This is a genomic window from Veillonella sp. VA139, from assembly GCF_003992005.1.
In the GTDB taxonomy this organism is placed as follows: Bacteria; Bacillota; Negativicutes; order Veillonellales; family Veillonellaceae; genus F0422.
This window is the reverse complement of record NZ_RQVL01000001.1, coordinates 94,835-117,907: the sequence shown is the minus strand read 5'-3', so window position 1 is coordinate 117,907 and position 23,073 is coordinate 94,835. Positions and strand designations below refer to the sequence as shown.

Genomic DNA, 23,073 nt, shown 5'->3' with positions numbered 1-23,073 from the left:
AAGAGGTGAATAAATTGTTAGAAGACTTAAAAGGTCCCATTGACAATTTAGAGGAGCGTATTTTTGGAATGAGGGATTCACTTTAACATCGCTCAAAAAGAAGAACGCATATTGACATTAGATATAAAAATGAGTGACCCTGATTTTTGGAATGACCCAGATGCAGCACGTGATATTTCCCAAGAGGCTACACAATTAAAAGATGCCGTAGAAGGATATAAACAACTTGTCACAGATATTGAAGAAACGAAGCTGATGCTAGAAATGGCAATGGACGAAGATGATGTGTCCATGGAAAAAGAATTAACAGCTATGGTAGATGCATTGACCCATGAAGTAGAGCACCGAGAAGTATTGCTTTTATTAAGTGGTGAATACGATAAGAACAATGCTATCCTTACGTTCCATGCTGGTGCCGGTGGAACAGAGGCACAAGATTGGTGTTCTATGCTGATTCGGATGTACTTGCGTTGGGCGGAAAAACAAGGATACAGTATTTCTCTCATGGATGAACAAGTAGGCGATGAAGCAGGCATTAAAAGTGCAACCTTCCTCATCAAAGGGGAAAATGCTTTTGGGTATATGAAATCTGAAAAAGGCGTGCATCGTTTAGTTCGTATTTCTCCTTTTGATTCTGCCGCACGTCGTCATACATCATTCTGTGCCGTCGATGTGATGCCGGAAATTGATGAGACCGTAGAAATCAATCTAGATATGAAAGATGTACAAGTGGATACGTATCGTGCCAGCGGTGCGGGCGGACAGCACATCAACAAAACGGACTCTGCTGTGCGTATGACACATACCCCAACAGGCATTGTTGTACAGTGTCAAAGTGAGCGTTCACAGATTCAAAATAGAGAACAATGTTTAAAATTATTGCGAGCTAAATTATTTGAACTAGAATTAGAAAAGCAAGCTGAACTGAAGGAACAATTAGGTGGTACCTATCAAGCCATTGAATGGGGTAGCCAAATTCGATCCTATGTATTCCATCCGTACAATATGGTAAAAGATCATCGTACTAGCGTGGAAACAGGTAATGTGCAAGCTGTCATGGATGGCAACTTAGATCAATTTATGGAAGGATTCTTGAAGAAAGAAGCAAATTTAACAATATAATGGAGTGACCGTGAGAAATTTCTTTTTAAAAACAATACTATTTATCTTGATACTAGGGGGTATCGTCATCGGAGGATCATCCTTTTTGTTACCTATTCTTGTGAGTCATGAAGTAGAATCAAGATTAGAAAGTGCCTTGCATCCAGAAACACAGTCTATGCGCATCGAGTCATCTCCTGGGTTCAAATTAGCCATGGGAGACATCGACTCCTTTCGAGGATATGTAGATGGTGTTGCCTTAGGGAAATTAAAAGTACAACGATTGGCTTTTGACTTACGAGATATTCGAATCTCTCCGATGGAATTATTCGTAGATCAACGATTGCACTTCACTAGCTTTGGACAAGGTCATATTGAAGGGATTATCCATCAAGATGATTTAAAACGATATATTGAACAACATTTATCCAGTTCCAGTGCAAAAGGGTTATCCATTGAAACTGTGGAGATTTCTGGTCGTGGCGTTGTCATGAGTGGTCGTATCGATGTAGGTGGCTTCCTTTCTGGTAAGGTAACCATCCAAGGTCGATTGGAAATTGAAGGCAACACCTTGCAGTTTGCTACAGAAAAGCTGTCCATTGGTGGCGCTAGTTTAAACCGTTTATCTAGTGGTGTGGTGAAATCAATTCCTCTCTATGATTTTGGAAAGTTCCCGATTCCTGTTCAACTGGATCGTGTAGAAACTGGACGTGAAGAGATTCATGTATTCGTGCATCCTGTTGCACAATAGGAGGGCTTATGAAATTAAAGACAATATCTATTTACACATGGATTTTATTGGCCTTTCTAGGTGTGGGCATTGTGAGTGGTCTTGTATTGGTGAAAGAACGACATCATATTGAGGCACAGCAGGAGCAGATTGAAAACATCATTGACTATGATGGATTACTTCGTGCCAATGCCTATGAGAAACGTTCCTTGCCGGAGGCTGTGGCAGCGGCTAAAGAATCTGGTATTACGGCCTTAGCGATTTATGATAGAACTCTGCAAAAAGAAAAAGATGCAGGTCATATTTATATGTATAGCTCCAATGATTTAGAGCAATTGCAAGTCGCAGGCGTACAGCCTGGTATTACCTATGTAGGGCTGGTTCCGGGCAAAGAAGCCTACTTTCAAGAGGTACAGGAAGATTTACTACGCCGCCTAGGCAAGGATAAAGTCACTATATTGCAAACATCTTTAGGTCCTATTTTAGGATTAGCATTGCCAAGTGATTCTTTAAAAGATATGAACTTGGGGATCTCTAAGCTACAAGCTCAAGAAGTGGCGAACCTAGGATTCCACGTCATTGTACGTCCAACGAACTATAAAGGAGTGACCGTGGAAGATGTAGATCATGTGTTTACACGCATAGATGGCATCTCCGGTGTGACGGGTATGGTCTTTGTAGGTAAAGAAGCCTTAGGCTATCCATTGCATGTGGATCGCACCTTAGAACAGTTGGAAGCGCGTCATATCCCAGTAGTGGGGATTGAAGCAGTTAATCAATTGCAATACTTCCCACAAGCTGGATTCTTAGAAATGGCTAATGCGAACCACTATAAAGTAGGCAGATTGTACACGGTATCGAAAGAAGAAGTGCGCAAATTAACACCTGCTGAGTTAGTACAATGGTTCTACATCAGTGACATTGAACGAAATATCCGCTATAATTTGTTCCCATTATATGAACAAGGCGTAGATAATAGGACAGCTTTAGAAACGACTTTATTTGTAGCGAAACAAGTGACAGATAAATTACAAGCTCGTGGATTTACTACTGGGAAAGCCTCTATGTACCCAGTGTACTCTCCGAATACTTGGTTGCGATTGTTAACGATGACTGGTGTTATTAGCTTGGCTACATTAACATTTGGACAATTTGTACGTTTACGCAAACCGTACCTATTAGGCCTATTTGCAGTAGGTAGCATTCTTTCTGTAGCTATCTATATGATGACTACAGGTACAAAAATTATGTCGGCATGGGCATTGGTAGCAGCTATATCTGCTCCAGTTTTGGCCATGACGATGATCTTTGATTGTTGGTCGAAACGTAATCATACAGGTTTGTCTCCGTGGAGAAGTACCATAGAATCTGTGGTATATCTGATTGTGGCAGCCTTGATTGCAGCTATTGGTGGCATTAGCATTGCGGCTATGTTAGGGAGCACACAGTTCTTTATGGAATTTGCTTTATTCCATGGTGTAAAATTAACCTTTGTGGCGCCAGTAGTATTGACTGCTATTGCCTATTTACAACGGTTTCCAATTTGGAAAGGAAGAACTATTTCTTCGGTGAAGGATATAAAATCTTTCATTACAGAATTTGTGCAAATTGATATTAAAGTTTATAGTTTATTAATCGTGGGAGCCTTAGCGGTGGTAGCCTATGTCTTTGTAGGACGTAGTGGCCATACGGCAGGTGTACCAGTGCCGTCTTGGGAACTGGCCTTACGTAGATTTTTAGAAAATACTATGTATGCTCGACCTCGTGAAAAAGAATTTTTAATCGGCCATCCCGCATTTATGTTGGCAGCCTATGCGGTAGGACGTAGGATTCCGATGGTATTACACTTTGCTTTATCCGTAGGAGCTGTCATCGGTATCGCGTCCATGGTAGAAACATTCTGCCACTTGCGCACGCCAGTGTATATGTCCATTGCTCGTGGTTATGATGGATTGCTATTAGGTATCGTCATCGGCTTAGTGGCGATTATAGCGGTACGTTTCATCGGCTATGGTATTCGTTGGTTCCAAGGACGAGGTGAAAGCCATGTGTAAGATCCTCATTTCCGGCTATTATGGATTTGGTAATGCTGGAGATGAAGCACTATTGAGTTCTATTTTGCAAGCATTGTTAGAACTAGAACCACAGGCTGAGATTACTGTTATCTCTGGGAATCCGCAGGAAACTATGGAAACGCATAAGGTGAAAGCCATTGGTCGCTTTGATATGTGGAAGATATACCAAGCGGTACATTCTAGTGATATGCTTATCAGTGGCGGTGGCAGTTTGTTACAGGATGTGACAAGTGCTCGTAGTTTGTATTATTACTTGAGTATTATTGCGTTAGCGAATACTTTGGGAAAACGAGTGATGATTTATGCCCAAGGCATTGGACCTTTGCATAAATCCTTGGCCCGTACCACGGTGGGGCGTGTCTTAAATCAAGTGTCCCAGATAACCGTACGGGACCATGCCTCAAAAGAAGAGCTACTTTCACTAGGTATTCACGACGTACCGATTACAGTGACCGCTGATGCGGTACTTGGTATGCATCCAGTGGATACCACAATGGGGCGTAAGATGCTAGAATACTATGGAGTGACTGCGGATAGACCGATTGTAGGGGTATCTGTGCGGTCTTGGAAGGATTGTACAGAATACCAAAGTACATTGGCGAAGGCTCTCGACGAAATCCAGACCACAAAGGATGCACAGATCGTGTTCATTCCCATGCAACATCGGGAAGATACGATGGAGGCAGAAACCATTGCTAAACTGATGAGAACCAAGTCCGCGGTCTTAGCTGATGCGTATAGTACGACGGAGTTATTGGCGCTCAGCGGTTCTGTAGATGTTATGATAGGTGTGCGCCTCCATGCATTAGTGTTTAGCGCTTTAATGGAAACGCCTTGCTTAGGGATCTCCTATGACCCTAAAATTTTAAACTTTCTTCATATGATTGGTGAAGTGCCAGTAGGTGATTTACATACATTAGAAGTAGAACCTATAGTAGCACGTACAGTAGAGACTTTGGAACGAGGCACTTTCACAGAAACAGTGTTAGAAAACATCCATGAACTACGAAGAAATGCCTTAGAGAATGCCCGCATTGCCATTGGCATGCTGCATGATAAATAATTTACCTTAGAATTGTGTATAACACGGGAGGGTATAGTATGTTAACACTTGAACAAAAACAATTGATACAAGAAAAAGCAAAAGCGATTCGTGTAAACATCGTGAAAGCGGTCACAGCAGCAAAATCTGGTCATCCAGGAGGATCTTTGTCCATTGCTGATGTGATGAGCTTGTTGTACTTTCAAGAAATGAATGTAAATCCAAATGAGCCGAAAGATCCAAATCGCGATCGTTTTGTCTTATCTAAAGGACATGCTGCACCAGCTCTATATGCTACATTAGCAGAAAAAGGGTTCTTCCCGACAGAAGAGTTACTAAACTTGCGCAAAATTAACCATATCTTGCAAGGTCATCCAGATATGAAATACATTCCAGGAGTAGATATGTCTACTGGTTCCTTAGGACAAGGTATTTCAGCAGCTTGCGGCATGGCATTGGCAGGTAAAATCGATGGAGCCTCTTACCGTGTGTACTCTGTACTAGGAGATGGCGAACTAGAAGAAGGACAAGTATGGGAAGCAGCGATGTTTGCGGCGCATTACAAATTGTCCAACTTAACAGCCTTTGTAGATTTTAATGGATTACAAATCGACGGTGATATCACAAAAGTTATGAGTCCATTGCCAATTGATGAAAAATTCAAAGCTTTCGGTTGGCATGTGATTGTCGTAGATGGTCATGATTTAGATGCCTTACATGCAGCGGTAACAGAAGCAAAAGCAACTACAGATAAACCGACTATGGTGATTATGAATACTGTCAAAGGGAAAGGTGTACAAGCTATGGAAGGCCAAGCAGGCTGGCATGGTAAAGCGCCATCTCAAGAAGAATGTGATCAATTTGTAGCGGAATTGTTGGAGGTGTAATCATGGGAAAAGCGACTCGTGAAGCATATGGTACAGCCTTAGTTAAAGTGGGTGCCACTCATAAAGATGTTGTTGTATTAGATGCAGATTTATCAAAATCTACAAAAACTGATGAATTTAAAAAAGTATATCCTGAACGATTCTTTAATGTAGGGATTGCAGAGCAAAACTTGATTTCTGTAGGTGCTGGCTTAGCAGCAGCAGGAAAAGTACCATTTGTATCTTCCTTTGCTATGTTTGCTACAGGCCGTGCCTTTGAACAAGTGCGCAATGCCGTATGTTATCCAAGATTAAATGTAAAAGTATGTGCTACTCACGCAGGTATCACTGTCGGCGAAGACGGTGCGACACACCAAAGTTTAGAAGATATTTCTTGTATGCGTACATTGCCTAATATGACAGTTGTGGTACCAGCAGATGCAGCAGAAACAGAAGCTGTGATTACTTGGGCAGCGGAGTATCATGGTCCAGTGTATGTGCGTTTAGGTCGTGCTGGTGTAGAAGATGTGACTTCAGAAGGATACACATTTACACCAGGTAAATCGCAACAATTACGTGATGGTAAGGATGCTACCATTATTGCTTGTGGTGCCTTAGTAGGACCAGCTGTAGAAGCAGCAGCTACGTTAGAAGGAGAAGGCATTTCTGTACGTGTTATCAACATGGCGTCCATCAAGCCAATTGACGCAGAATCGATTGTAACAGCAGCGAAAGAAACAGGTGTATTGATCACAGCTGAAGAACATAATGTCATCGGTGGTTTAGGCAGTGCTGTAGCAGAAGTGGTAGTCAAGGAATGCCCAGTACCAATGGAATTTGTCGGTGTTAATGATACCTTTGGTGAGTCTGGTACGCCAAAAGAATTGATGGCAAAATATGGTTTAACAGCAGCTGATATTGTGGCTGCTACCAAACGAGGTATGGCGCGAAAATAGGAAGGGAATGATAGAATGATAGAATTTAGAAATGTCCATAAAGTATACGACAATGGGTCTGTTGCTTTAGAGGATGTATCGATTCATATTGAAAAAGGAGAATTCGTATTAGTCTGTGGACATTCTGGAGCAGGTAAATCAACATTTATTAAATTACTTTCACATGAAGTAAAGCCAGATTCTGGAACGGTTATGGTAAATGATGTTGATGTAACACGTATCAAATCTAGTAAAGTACCGTACTTGCGTAGAAAGTTAGGTATTGTATTCCAAGATTTCCGATTATTACCATCAAAAACAGTATTTGAAAACATTGCTTTCGCCTTAGAAGTTATCGAGGAAAAACCAAAAGTAATTAAGGAAAAAGTATTAAATGTGTTGGAATTGGTGGGATTGAGCGACAAAGCCAATGATTTACCGCAGGATTTGAGCGGGGGAGAACAACAACGGGTAGCGATTGCTAGAGCCATTGTGAATAAACCATTGGTATTAATTGCGGACGAACCGACAGGTAACTTGGATCCGCAAACAAGCCGCGATATTTCCGACCTTTTCAAAGCCATCAATAACTCCGGGACAACCGTAGTGATGGTAACACATGATATGGATATGGTGTCCTATCTGAACAAACGAGTGATTGCCTTAGAAGGCGGTCGTGTTGTGAGTGATCAAATGAGAGGGGCCGCATTCCATGAAAATTAGAACCTTTAAGTATTATATAAAAGAAGCCATTAAATCCATGCGTCGTAATGGATTGATGTCCTTAGCATCCATTTCCACGGTCACATTGTCTTTGTTTATCTTGGGCGTGTTTGCTTGTGGTGTCGTGAACCTTAACAATTTGGCATCCCATTTAGAGAGCCAAGTACAAATTAGTATCTATTTGAAGGACAATTTAACAACACCGCAAGTAATGGAATTAGGCAAAAAATTAAAGGCATTACCAGAGCTGAAAGATATTGAATTTGTCACAAAAGATGAAGCTATGAAACGCTTTAAAGAGCGCTTAGGGGAGCAACAACAATTAGTAGACTCCCTAGATGGACATAATCCATTGCCAACGTCCTATGTGTTGACTTTCAATACACCGGATCAAGTAAAATCTACAGCAGAAATAGTATCTAAATATCCTGAAGTTGAAAGTGCCCATTATGGACAAGATGTGATTGAGCAAATTTTTGAAGTTACAAAAATTATTCGTATCGGCGGTATTGTGCTCATCGGTTTCCTAGCGGGGGCTACCTTATTTATCATTTCCAATACGATTCGGTTGACTGTGTTTGCCCGTCGTAAAGAAATTGGAATTATGAAATATGTAGGTGCCACGAACTGGTTTATCCGTTGGCCTTTTGTATTAGAAGGTATGTTCTTAGGCGCTATTGGTGGTGCCATTGCAGGTGTTGCTACTTGGCAATTTTACCGCTATATTACGATGGAAGTGATTGCAAACTTTGCTTTCATGCCATTGGTACCAATGATGCCATTTATCTATCAATTATCCGCAGGATTAGTTGGGATAGGTGTCATTGTAGGTGCTATTGGTAGTACCATTTCTTTAAAACAATATATGAAAGTGTAGGAATGATGAAGAAAAAAACAGTAACACTAGTAGCTAGTTTACTATGCGGTTCTATCATGATAGCTACACCGTACTGGTATCAGGCACAAGATGAAGACTTAACGAATCAGTTGTCAAATATTCAACAACAAATGACAAATGAGGCGAATAAAAAGTCGGAAGCAGAAAAAACGATTGGTACCGTATATGAACAGTTACATGCGATACAGATTGAATTAGATACTGCTACTGCGGAGTTAAAACAAATACAAGCAGAGCGGATTCAGCTAGATCAAGATATTACAAAAACAGAGGCGGAATTGAAAGCAGCACAAGATCGCTTGCAGTCTCGTGAAAAAGTATTCTACAAACGGGTCAGAGATATTTATATCAATGGTCGTTTAAGCTACTTGGATGTGGTGGTTGGATCCAAAGACTTTAGCGATTTTGCAAACCGTATGGAAATGTTGAAGCGTATTTTGCAATCTGACATGGATTTAATCAACACCATCAAAGTAGAGCGTGAAGAAATTGCTAGTAAAAAAGCTAAGCTAGAGGAAGATCGTGCTAAAGTATTAGAACTAGAAAAAGTAGCACAAGAAAAGCAGAACTTAATCAACCAGAAAAAAGCAGAACGTCAAGCTGTCTTAGAACGGGCTATGAATGACCGAGATACAGCAGAGCGTGCTTATAATGAGTTAATGGCGTCCTCCGCAAGTATTACAGCGATGTTGCAACAACGGGCTGCAGAACGTGCGGCTGCAGCGGCAGCAGCTGCTAGCCAAGGAGGTGGCGGAGGTGGTGCTACATGGGTGCAAGGTACTGGACAATTGGCAGCACCAGTTGTGGCTCCTATCACATCTAACTTTGGTTGGCGGATTCACCCTATTTATGGTACACGTCGTTTACATGCGGGCACCGATTTTGGGGTGGATGAAGGTACACCCGTGCATGCTGCAGATGGTGGCGTTGTCGTAGAAGCTGGTTGGATCAGTGGATATGGATATACTGTCATCATTGATCACGGTAATGGTATGTCTACCTTGTATGCTCATAATAGTGATGTAGCCGTAAGCCCAGGTCAAACTGTATCGAAAGGTCAAGTAGTTTCCTACTCAGGTAATACCGGTGGTTCTACAGGTCCACACCTTCATTTTGAGGTGCGTATTAATGGTGAACCAACAGATCCGATGGGATACTTATAGAGGAGACTATGGAAGAAAAGAAAAAAACATCTATTTGGCATAAAGCTAAGACCTACTTGTTAGGCGTAAGATATGAAGTCATTACAAAAGATGAGGCAGGGAATATTATCAGCATAGAAGATGACCTTGAACATGAGAGCATTAAAGATCTCATTAAATATTATTTGCTTATCGCATTGACTTGGATACTTACCTTTTTAATAGGCTTAACCGCTTTCTTTTGGTATATCTCAGGGTCTCCGTTGGGAATTGCTAAATTTGGGTACACCTACTTTATCACTACCCAATGGGCCATGGATCCACCAGCCAAAGAAGAACTCTTTGTGAATATGTTGAAAGGCTTAGTAAAAGGCACTCATGATAAACATACTGTCTATTTGGACAAGGATGATATGAAAGAGTTGGAAATGCATACGTCCTCTACCTATAGTGGTATTGGTTTATTATTGGATTTTTCAGACGGTAAGATATTAAAAGTTGGCGCTACCATGGAAGGACAGCCAGCGGAAGCAGCAGGTCTTCAAAAGGGAGATCAAATTCTTGCCATTGATGGCACACCTGTGTCTGATATCGAAAAAGAAGATGTAGCGAATCACATTCGAGGTGAAGAAGGCACTTTTGTAGTACTTCGTATTCTTCGCAATGGAGAAGAAGAAGAATTTTCCATTGAACGGAAGACGATTGTGATGCCTACTGTTAAAGGACAAATGCTAACAGATGAGGTTGGCTATATTCGGGTCACACAATTTGCTGAAAAAACAGTAGATGAATTTACGAAAGCATATGAGGAACTTCAATCTAAAGGAATGAAACGGTTAGTCTTAGACTTGCGTGATAATCCAGGGGGCTTAATTACTACAGCTCATGGTATAGGACAGTATTTGGTGCCGAAAGGACCGATTGTGACGGTACAAACGAGACGAGGTAAAACAACAGCCTATATGTCTAGAGGAGAGTATCCTCTCATTCCATTAGTTGTGTTGATTAATGGTAATTCTGCAAGTGCATCAGAAATTATTGCTGGTGCTGTGCAAGATACAAAATCAGGTACCATTGTAGGCACCAAAAGTTATGGCAAAGGTACTGTGCAGAGCGTAGTACAAGGTCTTGACGGAGAAGGGTTAAAGATTACTATCGCTCGCTATCATACACCAAATGATAGAGTCATCGATGGTATTGGTATTGAACCAGATGAAGTTGTGGAGCCGTCCAAAACAAATCCTGAAGAGGATGTACAAATGGAACGTGCTATTGAAATTGTAAAAACTCTATGATATAGCGGCTTCGGCCGCTCTATCTATAGGGCTAGAGGAAAAAAATATGTTTATAGATCGTGCCCGTATATTAGTGAAAGCGGGAGATGGCGGTAACGGTATGAGTAGTTTCCGTCGAGAAAAATATGTACCACAAGGGGGACCGAATGGTGGAGATGGCGGTAAAGGTGCTGACATCATTTTAAAAGCTGACAGAAATATCAATACATTGGTTGATTTTAGATATAAACGTCAATTTAAAGGCGACACAGGCGGTGCTGGACAGAGTGCCAACAAGCATGGTCGTGGTGCTGAAAATTTAATTGTCTCTGTTCCTTTGGGAACGACGGTAACAGATGAAGAGTCGGGTAAATTAATGGCGGACTTAGTGGAAGATGGACAAACCTACATGGTTGCCAAAGGTGGTCGAGGTGGCCGTGGTAACGCACGCTTTCAAACAAGTGCTAATCGTGTACCAACCTTTGCTGAAAAAGGGGAACCTGGTGAAGAACGTTGGTTAAATCTAGAATTAAAAGTATTAGCTGATGTGGGATTATTGGGCTACCCAAGTGTGGGTAAATCTTCTATCATCCGCAAAGTGTCTTCTGCAAAACCAGAAGTGGCTGCCTACCATTTTACTACATTAACTCCAGTATTAGGGGTAGTCTCTGTAGCACCAGGTAAAAGTTTTGTCATGGCAGATATTCCAGGTTTGATTGAAGGCGCTAGTGAAGGCATTGGTTTAGGACATTCCTTCTTGCGGCATGTAGAACGTAGTAATATTTTGCTCCATGTATTGGATGTATCTGGATTAGAAGGTCGTGACCCTATTGAAGACTTTCATAAAATTAACGAAGAGTTAGCTAAATATAGCGAAAAATTAAGCAAGAAAAAACAATTAATCGTATTGAACAAAACAGACTTGTTACAAGATGAAGAAACGTTGCCAAGAGTCACAAAATACTTTGCAGATCAAGACTATGAAGTATTTGCGGTCAATGCATTGACTGGAGAAGGGTTGCCAGCACTAGTAGAACGGGCGTGGTACTATGTTGAAAATTACGTGCCAGAACCAGAAGTGGTGGATGATACTGTATACTATGAAGCAAAACCTGATACTGACTTCGTCATTACTCGTGGCGATGATGCATCCTATATTATCAGCGGCTCTCGTATTGAGAAATTGGTGGCAATGACGAACCTTGATGATGAACAAGCATTGCGAAGATTCCAAAAGATTTGGCGTTACATGGATTTAGATGCGGAATTAAAAAAACGTGGCATTCAAGATGGCGATGAAGTAGTCATCGGTGACCAACGATTTACTTTCCATGATTAGGAGATAGAATGACAGGTAAACAAAAACGATATTTACGTGCCTTAGCAAGCACTATGCCAGCAGTGGTGATGATTGGTAAAGGGGGATTGGAAAATCCTGTTATCGATAGCGCACGAGCTGCCATTACAAAACGTGAATTAATTAAAGTAAAAGTGTTAAACAACTGCTTGGAAGATCCAAAAGAAATTTTGCCAGACCTAGCGGATATGTTAGGAGCAGAGTTAGTACAAATCATCGGACACAATGGTGTGTTGTACAAAAAAGCAAAAGATCCAAAAATTGAGTTGCCAAGATAATCAATCCACATGAGGTGAAGCGATGAGAGAAGAGTTACGACAGGCGAAACGAGTGATTGTTAAAGTAGGAACAAGCTCATTAACGCATGCAAATGGACGCATTAACATTGATAAAATGGAAGTGTTAGTCCGTCAAATTTGTAATTTAGCCAATGCAGGGAAAGAAATGATTTTAGTTTCTTCTGGGGCTACTGCCGCAGGTCTTCCCTCATTGGGGTTTACATCTAGACCCGATGACATTGCCTTAAAGCAAGCGGCTGCTTCTGTGGGACAAGGCATCTTGCTACATATGTATGAGAAGCTATTTGCTGAATATGGACATACGGTAGGACAAATTCTTGTGACCCGTGAAGATACGGTGAAACGTAGTCATTATCTTAATTTACGGAATACATTGACGGCCCTCATTGGATTAGGTGTTATTCCTATTATCAATGAAAATGATGTGGTGGCTATCGATGAATTTAAAATCGGTGACAATGATACATTATCTGCCAATATTGCCAGCATCATCGATGCAGATGTATTGATTATTCTTTCCGATATCGAAGGTTTGTATACAGCAAATCCATCGACGGATCCAACAGCTACCTTAATCCATGAGGTAGAGGCTCTTACACCGTACATTTATGAAATTTCTGGCGGTGCAGGTTCTTCCTTGGGCACAGGTGGTATGTATACGAAGATTCAAGCGGCTCATATTGCGACGAACTCTGGTGTTCATATGGTTATTGCTTCTGGTGATCATCCAGATAGTATTAAAGCGATTATGAATGGTGAAGAACGAGGCACACATTTCTGGCCACAAGGGGATGTACCGCAAATTAAAAAGCGATGGATGGCATTTGGCACACGTTTACAAGGTACCATTCATGTAGATAAAGGATGTCGTGACGCCTTACTCACCAATGGCTCTAGTATTTTGCCAGTAGGTATTCTATCTGGTGAAGGACAATTTGAAGAAGGAGACACCATATCTATCGTTCACGATGGAGAAGAAATTGCCCGCGGTATTGTGAACTTTAATCTATCCGATTTATTAAAGATTAAAGGTCATAAATCACAGGATATTCCGAGTATACTAGGTGTTCGTGATACTTATCATGTGGTGGTGCATCGAGACAACTTAGTTGTCTTACGACAGGAGTAAATTATGAATCCATATACTGCATATTTTGAAAGTTTAGGCAAAGCAGCTCGGTCAGCTTCTATGACGGGGCAAGTATTGAGTACAGAAGATAAGAATCGTATTTTGGAACAGATTGCTTGTGATTTAGAAACGGCACTCCCTGCAATTTTAGACGCGAATACTATGGATTGTTCCCAAGCTAAAGAGAATGGAGTTCCATCTGTGATGATGGATCGTCTTCGTCTAACGAAGGAACGCATCCAAGGTATTTGTGAGGGTGTTCGCCAAGTGGCTCATTTGCATGACCCCATTGGTACTGTGTTAGAAAGTAGAACCTTAGACAATGGTTTGCGTATTGAAAAGCGCCAAATCCCTATCGGTGTTATTGGCATGATTTATGAAGCTCGCCCTAATGTGACAGTAGATGCAGCTGCCTTAGCCATTAAGACAGGCAATGCAATTATTCTTCGGGGGGGTAAAGAGGCATACCACACAAGTGAGACGATGGTACAGATTATGCAAGGTTCCTTAGAGCGTTGTGGTGCCCCTAAAGAGCTGGTTCAACTCGTATCTATTTTAGAACGTGAAGCTGTAGGCGAATTCTTAGCACAACGTAAATGGATTGATGTAATGATTCCACGTGGTGGAGCAGGATTGATTCAATTTGTGGTCAACAATAGTAAAATTCCTGTTATAGAAACAGGGAGCGGTGTTGTCCATGGCTATGTGGATGCTACTGCAGATGAAACGATGGCATTACAGGTATTGGAAAATGCAAAACTGTCACGGCCATCTGTATGTAATGCCATGGAAACGATTCTGTTACATGAAGGCAGACTACAAGATTTAGGCCCTAAGATTGTATCTATGTTAGAAGAAAAAGGCGTTGCCATCTATGGAGATACACAGATTCAAAGCTTATCTCCTCAAGTGCAACCTGCCACTGAAGATAATTGGTCTACGGAATATAATGACTATGTTGTGAACTTTAAAGTAGTATCTTCTATTGATGATGCCATTGCTCATATCAATACATTTGGTACGAAACATTCTGAAATGATTATTACAGAAGACCCAACAAAGGCAGAACGATTTATGAACTTAGTGGATGCGTCCACAGTCTATGTGAATGCATCTACACGTTTTACAGATGGCTTTGAATTTGGCTTAGGGGCTGAGATCGGCATTAGTACACAAAAACTCCATGCCCGAGGACCTATGGGGTTAGATGCGTTGACTAGTTATAAATATTTCGTCTTTGGTCATGGACAGGTACGATGAAACTTACATATCTAAAGGCTTACTTTCAGTATATGAAGTCACCCAAAGGGGCTTATGAATGGAAGTCTTATGGCATCGTATTAACCATACTAGGCGTGGTATCACTAGTGTGTATAGGGGCGTGGTTACATGGCAGATAAGAAAAAGAGAATTGGTATTTTGGGAGGCACCTTTAATCCTGTCCATTTAGGGCATTTGATGATTGCAGAAATGGCCTCAGAAGCATTTGACTTGAATCGTGTAATTTTTGTACCTGCTAAGGAGCCCCCACACAAGGAAACAGATGTGATTGAGTCAAAATATCGGTTAGAAATGGTGCGGGCAGCGGTGTTGGATAACCCGAATTTTGTGGTTTCTGATGTGGAGATGCAGCGAGAAGGAAAATCCTATACCATTGATACATTGCGATATTTTCATGATGTGTATGGACCATCTACGGAATTTTTCTTCATTGCTGGCACAGATACGATTCAGAATTTGCCAACTTGGAAATATATAGAAGAACTCTTAGATATGTGCCAGTTCATTGGAGCTATTCGTCCTGGTGCTACTAACGACATTGGTGAAAGTATCGAATGGTTTGGACAGCGAGGGAGTCGTATTCATATATTAGAAGTGCCGGAAATGAAGCTATCTGCTACGGAATTGCGTCATCGATTGCGCCATGGCTTGTCCACTCGATATATGTTACCGAGAACGGTGTATCAATATATTAAGGAACATAAGATATACAACACGTGACTTGCCATCCGTAGAGATGAAGTCAATGTTGTAGTACGCCATAGAAAGGTATAGGCTAGTGAAGGATACAATGACAATAGAAACATTACAACATATTGTGAAAGGTCGGCTTTCACCAAAACGATTCGCCCACACATTAGGTGTGGTGGATATGGCAAAACGATTAGCAAACCACTATGGGGCGCGGGTAGATCAAGCAGAAATGGCAGCACTATTGCATGATGCTATGAAAGAATGTTCCTTAGAAACCATGCAAGATATGGTGCAACAAGCGCAAATACCAGTGGATAAGGAAATGCTTAGTAATGGAGCCTTATTGCATGGACCAGCAGGCGCTGCTTATGCGAAATTAGAGTTGCATATCCAAGATGAATCGATTTGTGAAGCTATTCGTGTTCATACATTAGGCAGTACCCACATGAGTGTATTGGATAAGATTATTTTTTTAGCCGATTATATTGAGCCGAATCGCAACTTTCCAGGAGTGGAAGAATTACGGACGTTGGCATTTCAAGATTTGAATGCTGCTGTTGTTCTCGCTTATGATGGAACGATACGTCATTTGCTAGATCAGGGATTAAGCATACATGTAGATACGATTCGAGGTAGAAATAGTGTGTTGTTAGAAAGGTTGGATGTATAAATGGATCAAAAGATACGACGCAAACCACGTCGAAATGGACTGCGTTGGGGACGAATTATAGGCGCTATCATCCTCCTTATAGCAATTGTAGGGGTGGCAGTATGGGGCATACGCAGTGTAGTAAGTTCTGTATCACAGCCCGCTACTGGCCAAGAATCGCATCCGTTGCCAGTTGTGACAAATACAACGCCTATTGATATGAGCTCTATTAAGACCTCCTATATGTTGGTTGTTGGCGTTGATAAAAGTCAACCACAACAAGCAGATGCACTGTATGTAGTAGCTTTCAATTTAGATGCTAAAACGATGCAGATTATTGGTATACCAAGTAATAGTAAAATTATGAATCGTCATAATGATACGCCCCAACGGATTAATGATATCTATGCACAAGGTGGGATTGAATTGACGAAAGCCGTAGTGGAGGATATGTTCCATATCGTCATCCCTTATTATGCGGTGGTGGATCAAGATAGTTTCCGATCTATGATGAACATTTTTGGCACGCCAAGCTTATATGTGGAACAATCGATGGTACATCGAGATGCAGCTTCTGGTGAAGTGGACATCAATCTTCATCAAGGGTATCAAGATTTGACGGATAATACAGCCTTTGGATATATGCGTTTCCTCAATGATGAAGGGGATACACTAGCACGGACTATGCATCAAGAGCGATTACTAAAATCTATGATGGAGCGAGAACGTAATCATGTCAGTTTGGGAACGGCTTTTCGAGTATGGCGACAATGGAGCCATATTAGTACCAATGTGAGTACTTGGGATGGAGTTCGCTTTGTGACGAAAGTGATTGAGTTCCCGAAAGATAAAGTGCGTTGGTATATTTTACCAGGTTCACCAGAAACGATAGATCATGTGGACTACTGGAATGTAGAAACAGTAGAGTTACAACAATTAGTAGGTATAACGGTAGGAGATATTCCAAGTGATGCAGAAGTAATTCCTGTGATTGGAGATACACCAAAAGATGGTTCTACGGACGCTACTAAAGAATCTGGAAAACAATCGAAGGATAAAGAAACAGAGGGAACGAAGGAGAAAGCAGAACCGGGAAGCCCTACAACAAGATAAGGAGTTAGAATGAAACAGAAACAAGATATTTTAGGAACCGTAAACATCTTAGCGCAAGCTGGCTATGATAAAAAAGGTGAAGACATTTCCATTATGGATATGGAAGGTCTTACTATGTTAAGCGATTATTTTTTGGTGGTTACAGCCAATAATGTGAAACATGCACAAAGTGTAGCGGATGCCATTGAAGATGCAGGGGCAGAACAAGGTATGACTGTATTACATCGTGAAGGATATCGTGAAGGAGATTGGATCTTACTTGATTTTGGTGATGTCATTGCCCATGTATTTACAGGTGAATACCGCCTCTTCTATGGCTTAGAAGAATTGTGGAAGGATGCGCCACGAGAATCCTTTGAAGGAGTCTAATATGGCTAGTAGCTTATCAGAAAATACCATTGCTACGCTAAAGGTATTGCGTCAAAGTGAACAAGGGGCTTTCTTAGATGGTCAAACAGGGAATACAAATGACGATATTTTATTGCATAAAGACCAACAAACTAGTGATGTTGCGATTGGTGATGAAGTGACTGTATTTCTCTACAAAGATCCCAAAGGTCGATTGACAGCAAGTATGCGTTTACCAGCTATGAAGGAAGGTCAAATTGGTTATGTTGAGGTCATCAATACAACAAATTTTGGCTGTTTCGTAGAGGTGGGAACTGAACGGGGGATTTTTATGCCTCATGCTGAGATGCGTGGGCGCCCTCAAAATGGTGAAAAAGTGTGGGTTCGCCTCTATAGTGATAAATCTGGTCGTTTAGCCGTGTCCATGGATGTGGATGATGCCATGCGTCGCGCCTCAAAACCGGCTACCGATGCTAAGATTGGTGGCATGGTAAAAGGCGCTATTTACAATATGACTAGCGAAGGCGCCTTTTTGATTACCCCTGAGCGATGGATTGCTTTCATGCATCGCAGTGAAATGACGCGTTCCCTCAAAGTGGGAGAACTCATTGAAGGTCGCATTACTTTTAAACGTGATGATGGACGTATCAATATTTCTATGCGTCCTGTCAAAGAAGAGGCATTGGCTACGGATGGTGCCAATATTATGACCTATCTTGGTAGTCGTCATGGACGTATGCCTTATGGTGATAGTACATCGGCACCTATCATTAAAGATAAATTCAACATTAGCAAGGCCGCTTTCAAACGTGCCTTAGGACATCTGATGAAAGAAGGGCTCATTGTGCAAGAAGATGGGTGGACCTTATTAACAGATAAAGGACAAACTATATTAGTAGCAACGGATGAAGAATCTACAACAGTAGAGGAATCCAAATAGGGGGATATGTCATGAAAATTGTGGTAGTAGGTGCTGGTAAAGTAGGCTACTCCTTGGCGCAGCGATTAGCGCAAGACCAACATGATGTGTATGTCATTGAAAAAAACGGAGATCGCATTAAAAATTTAGAAAATAGCTTAGATGTGAACTTAGTACAAGGTAATGGCAGCAGTATTTCCCTGTTACAAGAAATTGGCATTGCAGATATGGGTATGCTTATTGCCGTAACGGATTCTGATGAGGTCAATATGCTGGCTTGTATGCTAGGCAAGGCGGCAGGGATTCCAAAAACTATTGCAAGGGTGCGGGATAACGAATATGATAGTGGTACTAATGCTTCCATTCGTGAACGATTGGGTATCGATTTATTCATCAACCCAGAAATGGTAACGGCCCAAGAAATTTACAAAGTTTTAAAAACACCAGCGGCCTTAGATGTAGAAGACTTTGCCAGTGGTGCGGTTCGGTTGGTGGAATTTAAGATTCGGAACAATCTAAATGTCACTGGAATCCCTTTGCGAAAATTGGAACTACCCCCTAATGTGCTCGTAGTGGGGATTATGCGTGGTGGTGAAATGATTATTCCTCATGGTGAAAGTACCTTGGAATACCTAGATAATGTATTCTTTCTAGGGGCGAAGGAAAGCATCGATCAGGTAGAAGTCTGGTTGAATGAAGTAAGTCGTCCTACACAACGGGTCGTTATCATTGGTGCAGGTCTTATAGGGCGGAATCTTACCTTACTATTAGAAGCTGATGGATATGATGTGAAGGTTATTGAAAAAGATTTAGATCGTTGTGAACAACTGGCTGCCCTAGTGAGTCGCTCCATTGTCATACATGGAGATGGCACAGATATCGACTTATTACAAGCAGAAGAGATTAGTGACAACGATGTGATCATTTGCTTAACAGATGATGACAAGCTGAATCTATTGGTAGCACTGTTAGCGAAACATTTAGGTGTACCAAAGACCTTTGTCCGTGTAGGTCGCTTAGAATATATCACCTTAATGGAACAAGTAGGTATCGATGTGGTGTTCTCCCCACGATTATTAACATCAGGTCAAATTTTGAGACTCATCCGAGAAGGAGAAAATTTAATTAATATCTTCACCTTTGAAGGTTCCAAAGCAGAAGCTATTGAGATTAGTATTACCAATCGTTCAAATTTAATGAATCAATATTTAAAAGATTTAAAATTCCCTGGTAAATCTTTAGTGGGTGCTGTGGTGCGAGATAATCGTACAATTGTGCCAAAAGGGGATACGCAATTAGTGGAAGGTGACCACATTGTTATCTTTACATTGCCAGAATATGTTAATAAACTCCTTACCTATGTAAGCGGATAAGGAAGTAAGATGAAAGAAAGGAGGATTTCATGCGCATTCAAAATATTATGCGAGTAGTGGGGCAAGTATTGATTACACTAGCCCTCTTCATATTAGTTCCTTTTTTCTTTGGTCTCTTAGATGAAGGTATAGGATACTATTCATTCCTTGTAGCCAGCGCGCTGTCTGGTGTATTAGGTGGCGTATTGTATTATTATGGAACAGATACAGACTCCTATAGCTTGCGAGATGGTTTCTTGGTGGTCAGTTCAAGCTGGTTATTTGCAGCTATATTTTCAGCCTTGCCCTTTTACTTTAGTGGTGTCTTTACAAGCTTTGTAGATGCCCTCTTTGAAGCTGTATCAGGGATTACGACAACGGGAGCAACTATGATTGATGATGTCAGTTCATTGCCGAGAACTTTCATTTTATGGCGAGGCCTTACGAATTGGATTGGTGGCATGGGAATGATTGTCTTAGTCTTAGCGTTCCTTCGTAATTTGGGGGCTGATGCAGCTCATTTTTTTGAAGCGGAAGCCTCTGTACCAAGACCTGGCATTGTATTACCTAGAATTCGTTCCATTGCGGGGAATTTGTTGCGCACCTATATGGTATTTACTATAGTCTGTTCATCATTGCTGTGGTTGGCAGGAGTAGATTATTTTAAAGCGATTAATCTAACATTTGCTACCGTTGCCACTGGGGGATTGGCCCCCATGACGGGAGGGGCCTTTGCTTATGCAGATGCACCTATTGTATGTATCATATTATTGGTATTTATGGTGCTAGCAGGAGGAAACTTTGCAGTGTATCAATCTGTTTGGCAAAAGGGGATACAAGAAATTTGGCGGGATTTTGAATATCGTATGTATTTGATGACCCTCTGTATTGGATCAGTATTAGTGTTGGTAGCGCTCAGCTGGGAAGCGGGGGGCTTGGATATATCTCATATTCAAAATTCCTTATTTACATTAGTATCTATGCAAACAGGAACGGGTTTTGCCATTGTGGATTATAATCAATGGCCTAGCTTAGCACAGATGGTGCTATTCATGGGGACATTCTTTGGGGGATGCAGTGGATCCACCACAGGTGGTATAAAGATTATTCGAATTATTATCTTAGCAAAAAGTAGTATCCTACACTTGCGTAAAGCTATCCATCCAGATATGGTACAAATGGTGCGATTAAATGGACATGTTCTACCTACTAAGTGGTTACATATGACGCAACAGTTTTTCTTTTTTTATCTTCTAATCTTTGGTATTTCCTCTGTGGTGATATCTACTACAGGTCTTCCTATTGGCGATGTACTAGGTATTGTGACTGGTACCTTAGGGAATGTTGGTCTTGCCTTTGGCACGTTAGGACCAACGGAAACATTAACCATTTTGTCTCCATTGGCTAAAGTTGTTTGTATCATTGATATGCTGCTAGGACGGTTAGAACTGTTTACATTGCTTGTATTACTGCATCCGGGATTTTGGCGTGGATATTTTGCCAAGAAGGGGAAAAGGTATGAACGATTAGATGGACATCGTAAGAACACCTCAAGGTTTATATAAAACGAATTGCTATATACTGAAAGAAAATGGATACGCCCTTATTATCGATCCAGGCTTTCACGGGCACCGCATTATGAGAGAAATAGAGGAGGCGAAGCCCGTGGGTATTATACTGACACATGGACATGCAGACCATATCTGTGCCGTCGATGCGTTGGTAGAGCATTATCATATTCCCGTATATATGCATCCTATGGATGATGAATTACTACGGGTGAAACGGCGTATGCCATCGGGATACAAAGAACGATTTACTTCGCCATATATTGCGCTAGGAGAGGGACCTTTACAGATAGGACCTTTTTCTTTACATGTATGGGAGGTACCTGGGCATAGTGCAGGTAGTGTATGTATTGGGTATCAACATATTTTGTTTACAGGAGATACATTGTTTAAGGGTACCGTAGGCAAAGTAAATACCTATAATGGAAATCCTGTGGCTATGAAAGCAACATTAGAAAAAATAAAAACATTCAATCCAGCCTATGTGGTATACCCTGGTCATGGTACGAGTACTACATTGGGACATGAATTAGTAACGAATCCATATTTACTAGCACCTTGAGTTAGAGAAAATAGTATCAAGAACAAGGCTGTTATTGAGGTTATTGCGTAAGTCCTAGATAAGATTTCACAGAAATACAAACTCTTTATAAAAAAATATAAAAAATAGTTGACGAAAGAAATGAAATAGGGTATACTAACAAAGTAGTCAATTGGCCCCGTGGTGTAGCGGTTAACATGTCGCCCTGTCACGGCGAAGATCGTCGGTTCAAATCCGATCGGGGTCGCCACTACTTGCCTCGGTAGCTCAGTCGGTAGAGCAACGGACTGAAAATCCGTGTGTCGGCAGTTCGATTCTGCCCTGAGGCACCATTCGCGGAAATAGCTCAGCGGTAGAGCACCGCCTTGCCAAGGCGGGGGTCGCGAGTTCGAATCTCGTTTTCCGCTCCACTTTTTTGGCGGCATAGCCAAGCGGTAAGGCAGAGGTCTGCAAAACCTTTATTCCCCAGTTCGATTCTGGGTGCCGCCTCCACAACATTCCACCCATGCCGGGGTGGCGGAACAGGCAGACGCAACGGACTTAAAATCCGTCGGTTAGAGATAACCGTACCGGTTCGATTCCGGTCCTCGGCACCATTTAGACCAACTTCGGTTGGTCTATTTTTTTATGTGTAAATGGACTATAATGTAAGTATCATATAATGAGTGTGCTTAGGGAGGGACTATGAATACAGTTAATGATGTTGATCGATTATATAATGCTATTGAAATTAATGAAAAAACATTTCAGTTTTTTCAAATTAATGTACAGTCCTATGGAATACAAGAAGTCAATAAAGGGAGTACACAATTCTTTTATATTTTACTTGAAATCATGAATGGAAAATTTAATTGTAATTTAGCGTTTATCGTAAACTGTTATGATGAGTTAGGAACCATCATCTATAGTAATGAGAGGACAGTTTATGTAGATACATATATTGGCTATGATACTTTAAAATTTTGGTGTAATGATACTAATTTGATTGATAGGACGAATAAAATTCGTATATTTGTAAGAAAAGGATAATATTAAAGT

23 protein-coding genes and 5 tRNA genes are annotated in these 23,073 nt (G+C 41.2%); all 28 read left to right on the top strand.

What is annotated here, in order from left to right; translation table 11 throughout:
* Positions 1–14 precede the first annotated feature (14 nt).
* The 28 genes from prfB to EO125_RS00530 all read left to right on the top strand — a co-directional run bounded on the left by prfB (position 15) and on the right by EO125_RS00530 (position 23,064).
* Positions 15–1,122 (top strand): peptide chain release factor 2 gene (gene prfB, locus EO125_RS00665; protein ID WP_240630403.1). Its coding sequence is split into 2 segments (ribosomal slippage): positions 15–71 and positions 73–1,122, totalling 1,107 coding nucleotides; the frame shifts between segments, so codons are not numbered across the junction.
* A gap of 10 nt (positions 1,123–1,132) precedes the next feature.
* A complete protein-coding gene (locus EO125_RS00660) occupies positions 1,133–1,852 on the top strand; it encodes a DUF2993 domain-containing protein (RefSeq protein ID WP_164726402.1) in 720 nt (239 codons plus the stop codon).
* A gap of 8 nt (positions 1,853–1,860) precedes the next feature.
* A complete protein-coding gene (locus tag EO125_RS00655; protein WP_127147184.1) occupies positions 1,861–3,885 on the top strand; it encodes a DUF5693 family protein in 2,025 nt (674 codons plus the stop codon).
* A complete protein-coding gene (csaB, locus tag EO125_RS00650) occupies positions 3,878–4,969 on the top strand; it encodes a polysaccharide pyruvyl transferase CsaB (protein ID WP_127147183.1) in 1,092 nt (363 codons plus the stop codon). The genes EO125_RS00655 and csaB overlap by 8 nt, the downstream gene beginning before the upstream one ends.
* Positions 4,970–5,007: 38 nt before the next feature.
* On the top strand, positions 5,008–5,835 hold the full coding sequence (locus EO125_RS00645; protein WP_127147182.1) for a transketolase: 828 nt from the start codon (positions 5,008–5,010) through the stop codon (positions 5,833–5,835).
* A 2-nt stretch (positions 5,836–5,837) separates the two neighbouring features.
* Positions 5,838–6,770, top strand: a complete 933-nt coding sequence (locus EO125_RS00640) for a transketolase family protein (protein WP_127147181.1) — start codon at positions 5,838–5,840, stop codon at positions 6,768–6,770.
* Positions 6,771–6,785: 15 nt separating this feature from the next.
* On the top strand, positions 6,786–7,472 hold the full coding sequence (ftsE, locus tag EO125_RS00635; protein WP_127147180.1) for a cell division ATP-binding protein FtsE: 687 nt from the start codon (positions 6,786–6,788) through the stop codon (positions 7,470–7,472).
* Entirely contained in the window at positions 7,462–8,349 is an 888-nt protein-coding gene (gene ftsX / locus EO125_RS00630) for a permease-like cell division protein FtsX (RefSeq protein WP_127147179.1), read from the top strand. Before ftsE ends, ftsX begins: the two co-directional genes overlap by 11 nt.
* A gap of 5 nt (positions 8,350–8,354) precedes the next feature.
* Complete coding sequence (locus EO125_RS00625; protein WP_127147293.1) at positions 8,355–9,533, top strand: murein hydrolase activator EnvC; 1,179 nt, start codon at positions 8,355–8,357, stop codon at positions 9,531–9,533.
* A gap of 8 nt (positions 9,534–9,541) precedes the next feature.
* Positions 9,542–10,807, top strand: a complete 1,266-nt coding sequence (locus EO125_RS00620; RefSeq protein WP_127147178.1) for a S41 family peptidase — start codon at positions 9,542–9,544, stop codon at positions 10,805–10,807.
* A gap of 46 nt (positions 10,808–10,853) precedes the next feature.
* Complete coding sequence (gene obgE / locus EO125_RS00615; RefSeq protein WP_127068689.1) at positions 10,854–12,125, top strand: GTPase ObgE; 1,272 nt, start codon at positions 10,854–10,856, stop codon at positions 12,123–12,125.
* Positions 12,126–12,133: 8 nt separating this feature from the next.
* Positions 12,134–12,421: a ribosome assembly RNA-binding protein YhbY gene (gene yhbY / locus EO125_RS00610; protein WP_126938173.1), complete on the top strand. Its 288-nt coding sequence runs from the start codon at positions 12,134–12,136 to the stop codon at positions 12,419–12,421.
* Positions 12,422–12,443: 22 nt separating this feature from the next.
* On the top strand, positions 12,444–13,571 hold the full coding sequence (gene proB / locus EO125_RS00605; protein WP_127147177.1) for a glutamate 5-kinase: 1,128 nt from the start codon (positions 12,444–12,446) through the stop codon (positions 13,569–13,571).
* Between the two features lie 3 nt (positions 13,572–13,574).
* Entirely contained in the window at positions 13,575–14,831 is a 1,257-nt protein-coding gene (locus EO125_RS00600) for a glutamate-5-semialdehyde dehydrogenase (protein ID WP_127147176.1), read from the top strand.
* 129 nt (positions 14,832–14,960) lie between these two features.
* Positions 14,961–15,572 carry a nicotinate-nucleotide adenylyltransferase gene (nadD, locus tag EO125_RS00595; RefSeq protein WP_127147175.1) on the top strand — a complete coding sequence of 204 codons (612 nt, stop codon included), beginning with the start codon at positions 14,961–14,963 and terminating at the stop codon, positions 15,570–15,572.
* A 70-nt stretch (positions 15,573–15,642) separates the two neighbouring features.
* On the top strand, positions 15,643–16,215 hold the full coding sequence (gene yqeK / locus EO125_RS00590; RefSeq protein WP_127147174.1) for a bis(5'-nucleosyl)-tetraphosphatase (symmetrical) YqeK: 573 nt from the start codon (positions 15,643–15,645) through the stop codon (positions 16,213–16,215).
* Complete coding sequence (locus tag EO125_RS00585) at positions 16,216–17,307, top strand: LCP family protein (protein ID WP_127147173.1); 1,092 nt, start codon at positions 16,216–16,218, stop codon at positions 17,305–17,307.
* 9 nt (positions 17,308–17,316) lie between these two features.
* Positions 17,317–17,676 carry a ribosome silencing factor gene (gene rsfS / locus EO125_RS00580; protein ID WP_127147172.1) on the top strand — a complete coding sequence of 120 codons (360 nt, stop codon included), beginning with the start codon at positions 17,317–17,319 and terminating at the stop codon, positions 17,674–17,676.
* Between the two features lies 1 nt (position 17,677).
* Positions 17,678–18,595, top strand: a complete 918-nt coding sequence (locus tag EO125_RS00575; protein WP_127147171.1) for a S1 RNA-binding domain-containing protein — start codon at positions 17,678–17,680, stop codon at positions 18,593–18,595.
* Between the two features lie 11 nt (positions 18,596–18,606).
* On the top strand, positions 18,607–19,947 hold the full coding sequence (gene trkA, locus EO125_RS00570) for a Trk system potassium transporter TrkA (protein WP_127147170.1): 1,341 nt from the start codon (positions 18,607–18,609) through the stop codon (positions 19,945–19,947).
* Positions 19,948–19,976: 29 nt separating this feature from the next.
* Positions 19,977–21,491, top strand: coding sequence for a TrkH family potassium uptake protein (locus EO125_RS00565; protein ID WP_127147169.1), 1,515 nt, complete (start codon positions 19,977–19,979; stop codon positions 21,489–21,491).
* Positions 21,457–22,056 (top strand): MBL fold metallo-hydrolase, encoded by a 600-nt coding sequence (locus EO125_RS00560; RefSeq protein ID WP_127147168.1) that lies wholly within the window; start codon positions 21,457–21,459, stop codon positions 22,054–22,056. The genes EO125_RS00565 and EO125_RS00560 overlap by 35 nt, the downstream gene beginning before the upstream one ends.
* 153 nt (positions 22,057–22,209) lie before the next feature.
* Positions 22,210–22,285, top strand: a tRNA-Asp gene (locus EO125_RS00555).
* Positions 22,286–22,291: 6 nt separating this feature from the next.
* Positions 22,292–22,367 (top strand) — tRNA-Phe (locus tag EO125_RS00550).
* Between the two features lie 3 nt (positions 22,368–22,370).
* Positions 22,371–22,445, top strand: a tRNA-Gly gene (locus tag EO125_RS00545).
* Between the two features lie 7 nt (positions 22,446–22,452).
* A tRNA-Cys gene (locus EO125_RS00540) sits at positions 22,453–22,527 on the top strand.
* 15 nt (positions 22,528–22,542) lie between these two features.
* Positions 22,543–22,631 (top strand) — tRNA-Leu (locus EO125_RS00535).
* 88 nt (positions 22,632–22,719) lie between these two features.
* Complete coding sequence (locus EO125_RS00530) at positions 22,720–23,064, top strand: hypothetical protein (RefSeq protein WP_127147167.1); 345 nt, start codon at positions 22,720–22,722, stop codon at positions 23,062–23,064.
* The last annotated feature ends 9 nt before the right edge of the window (positions 23,065–23,073 follow it).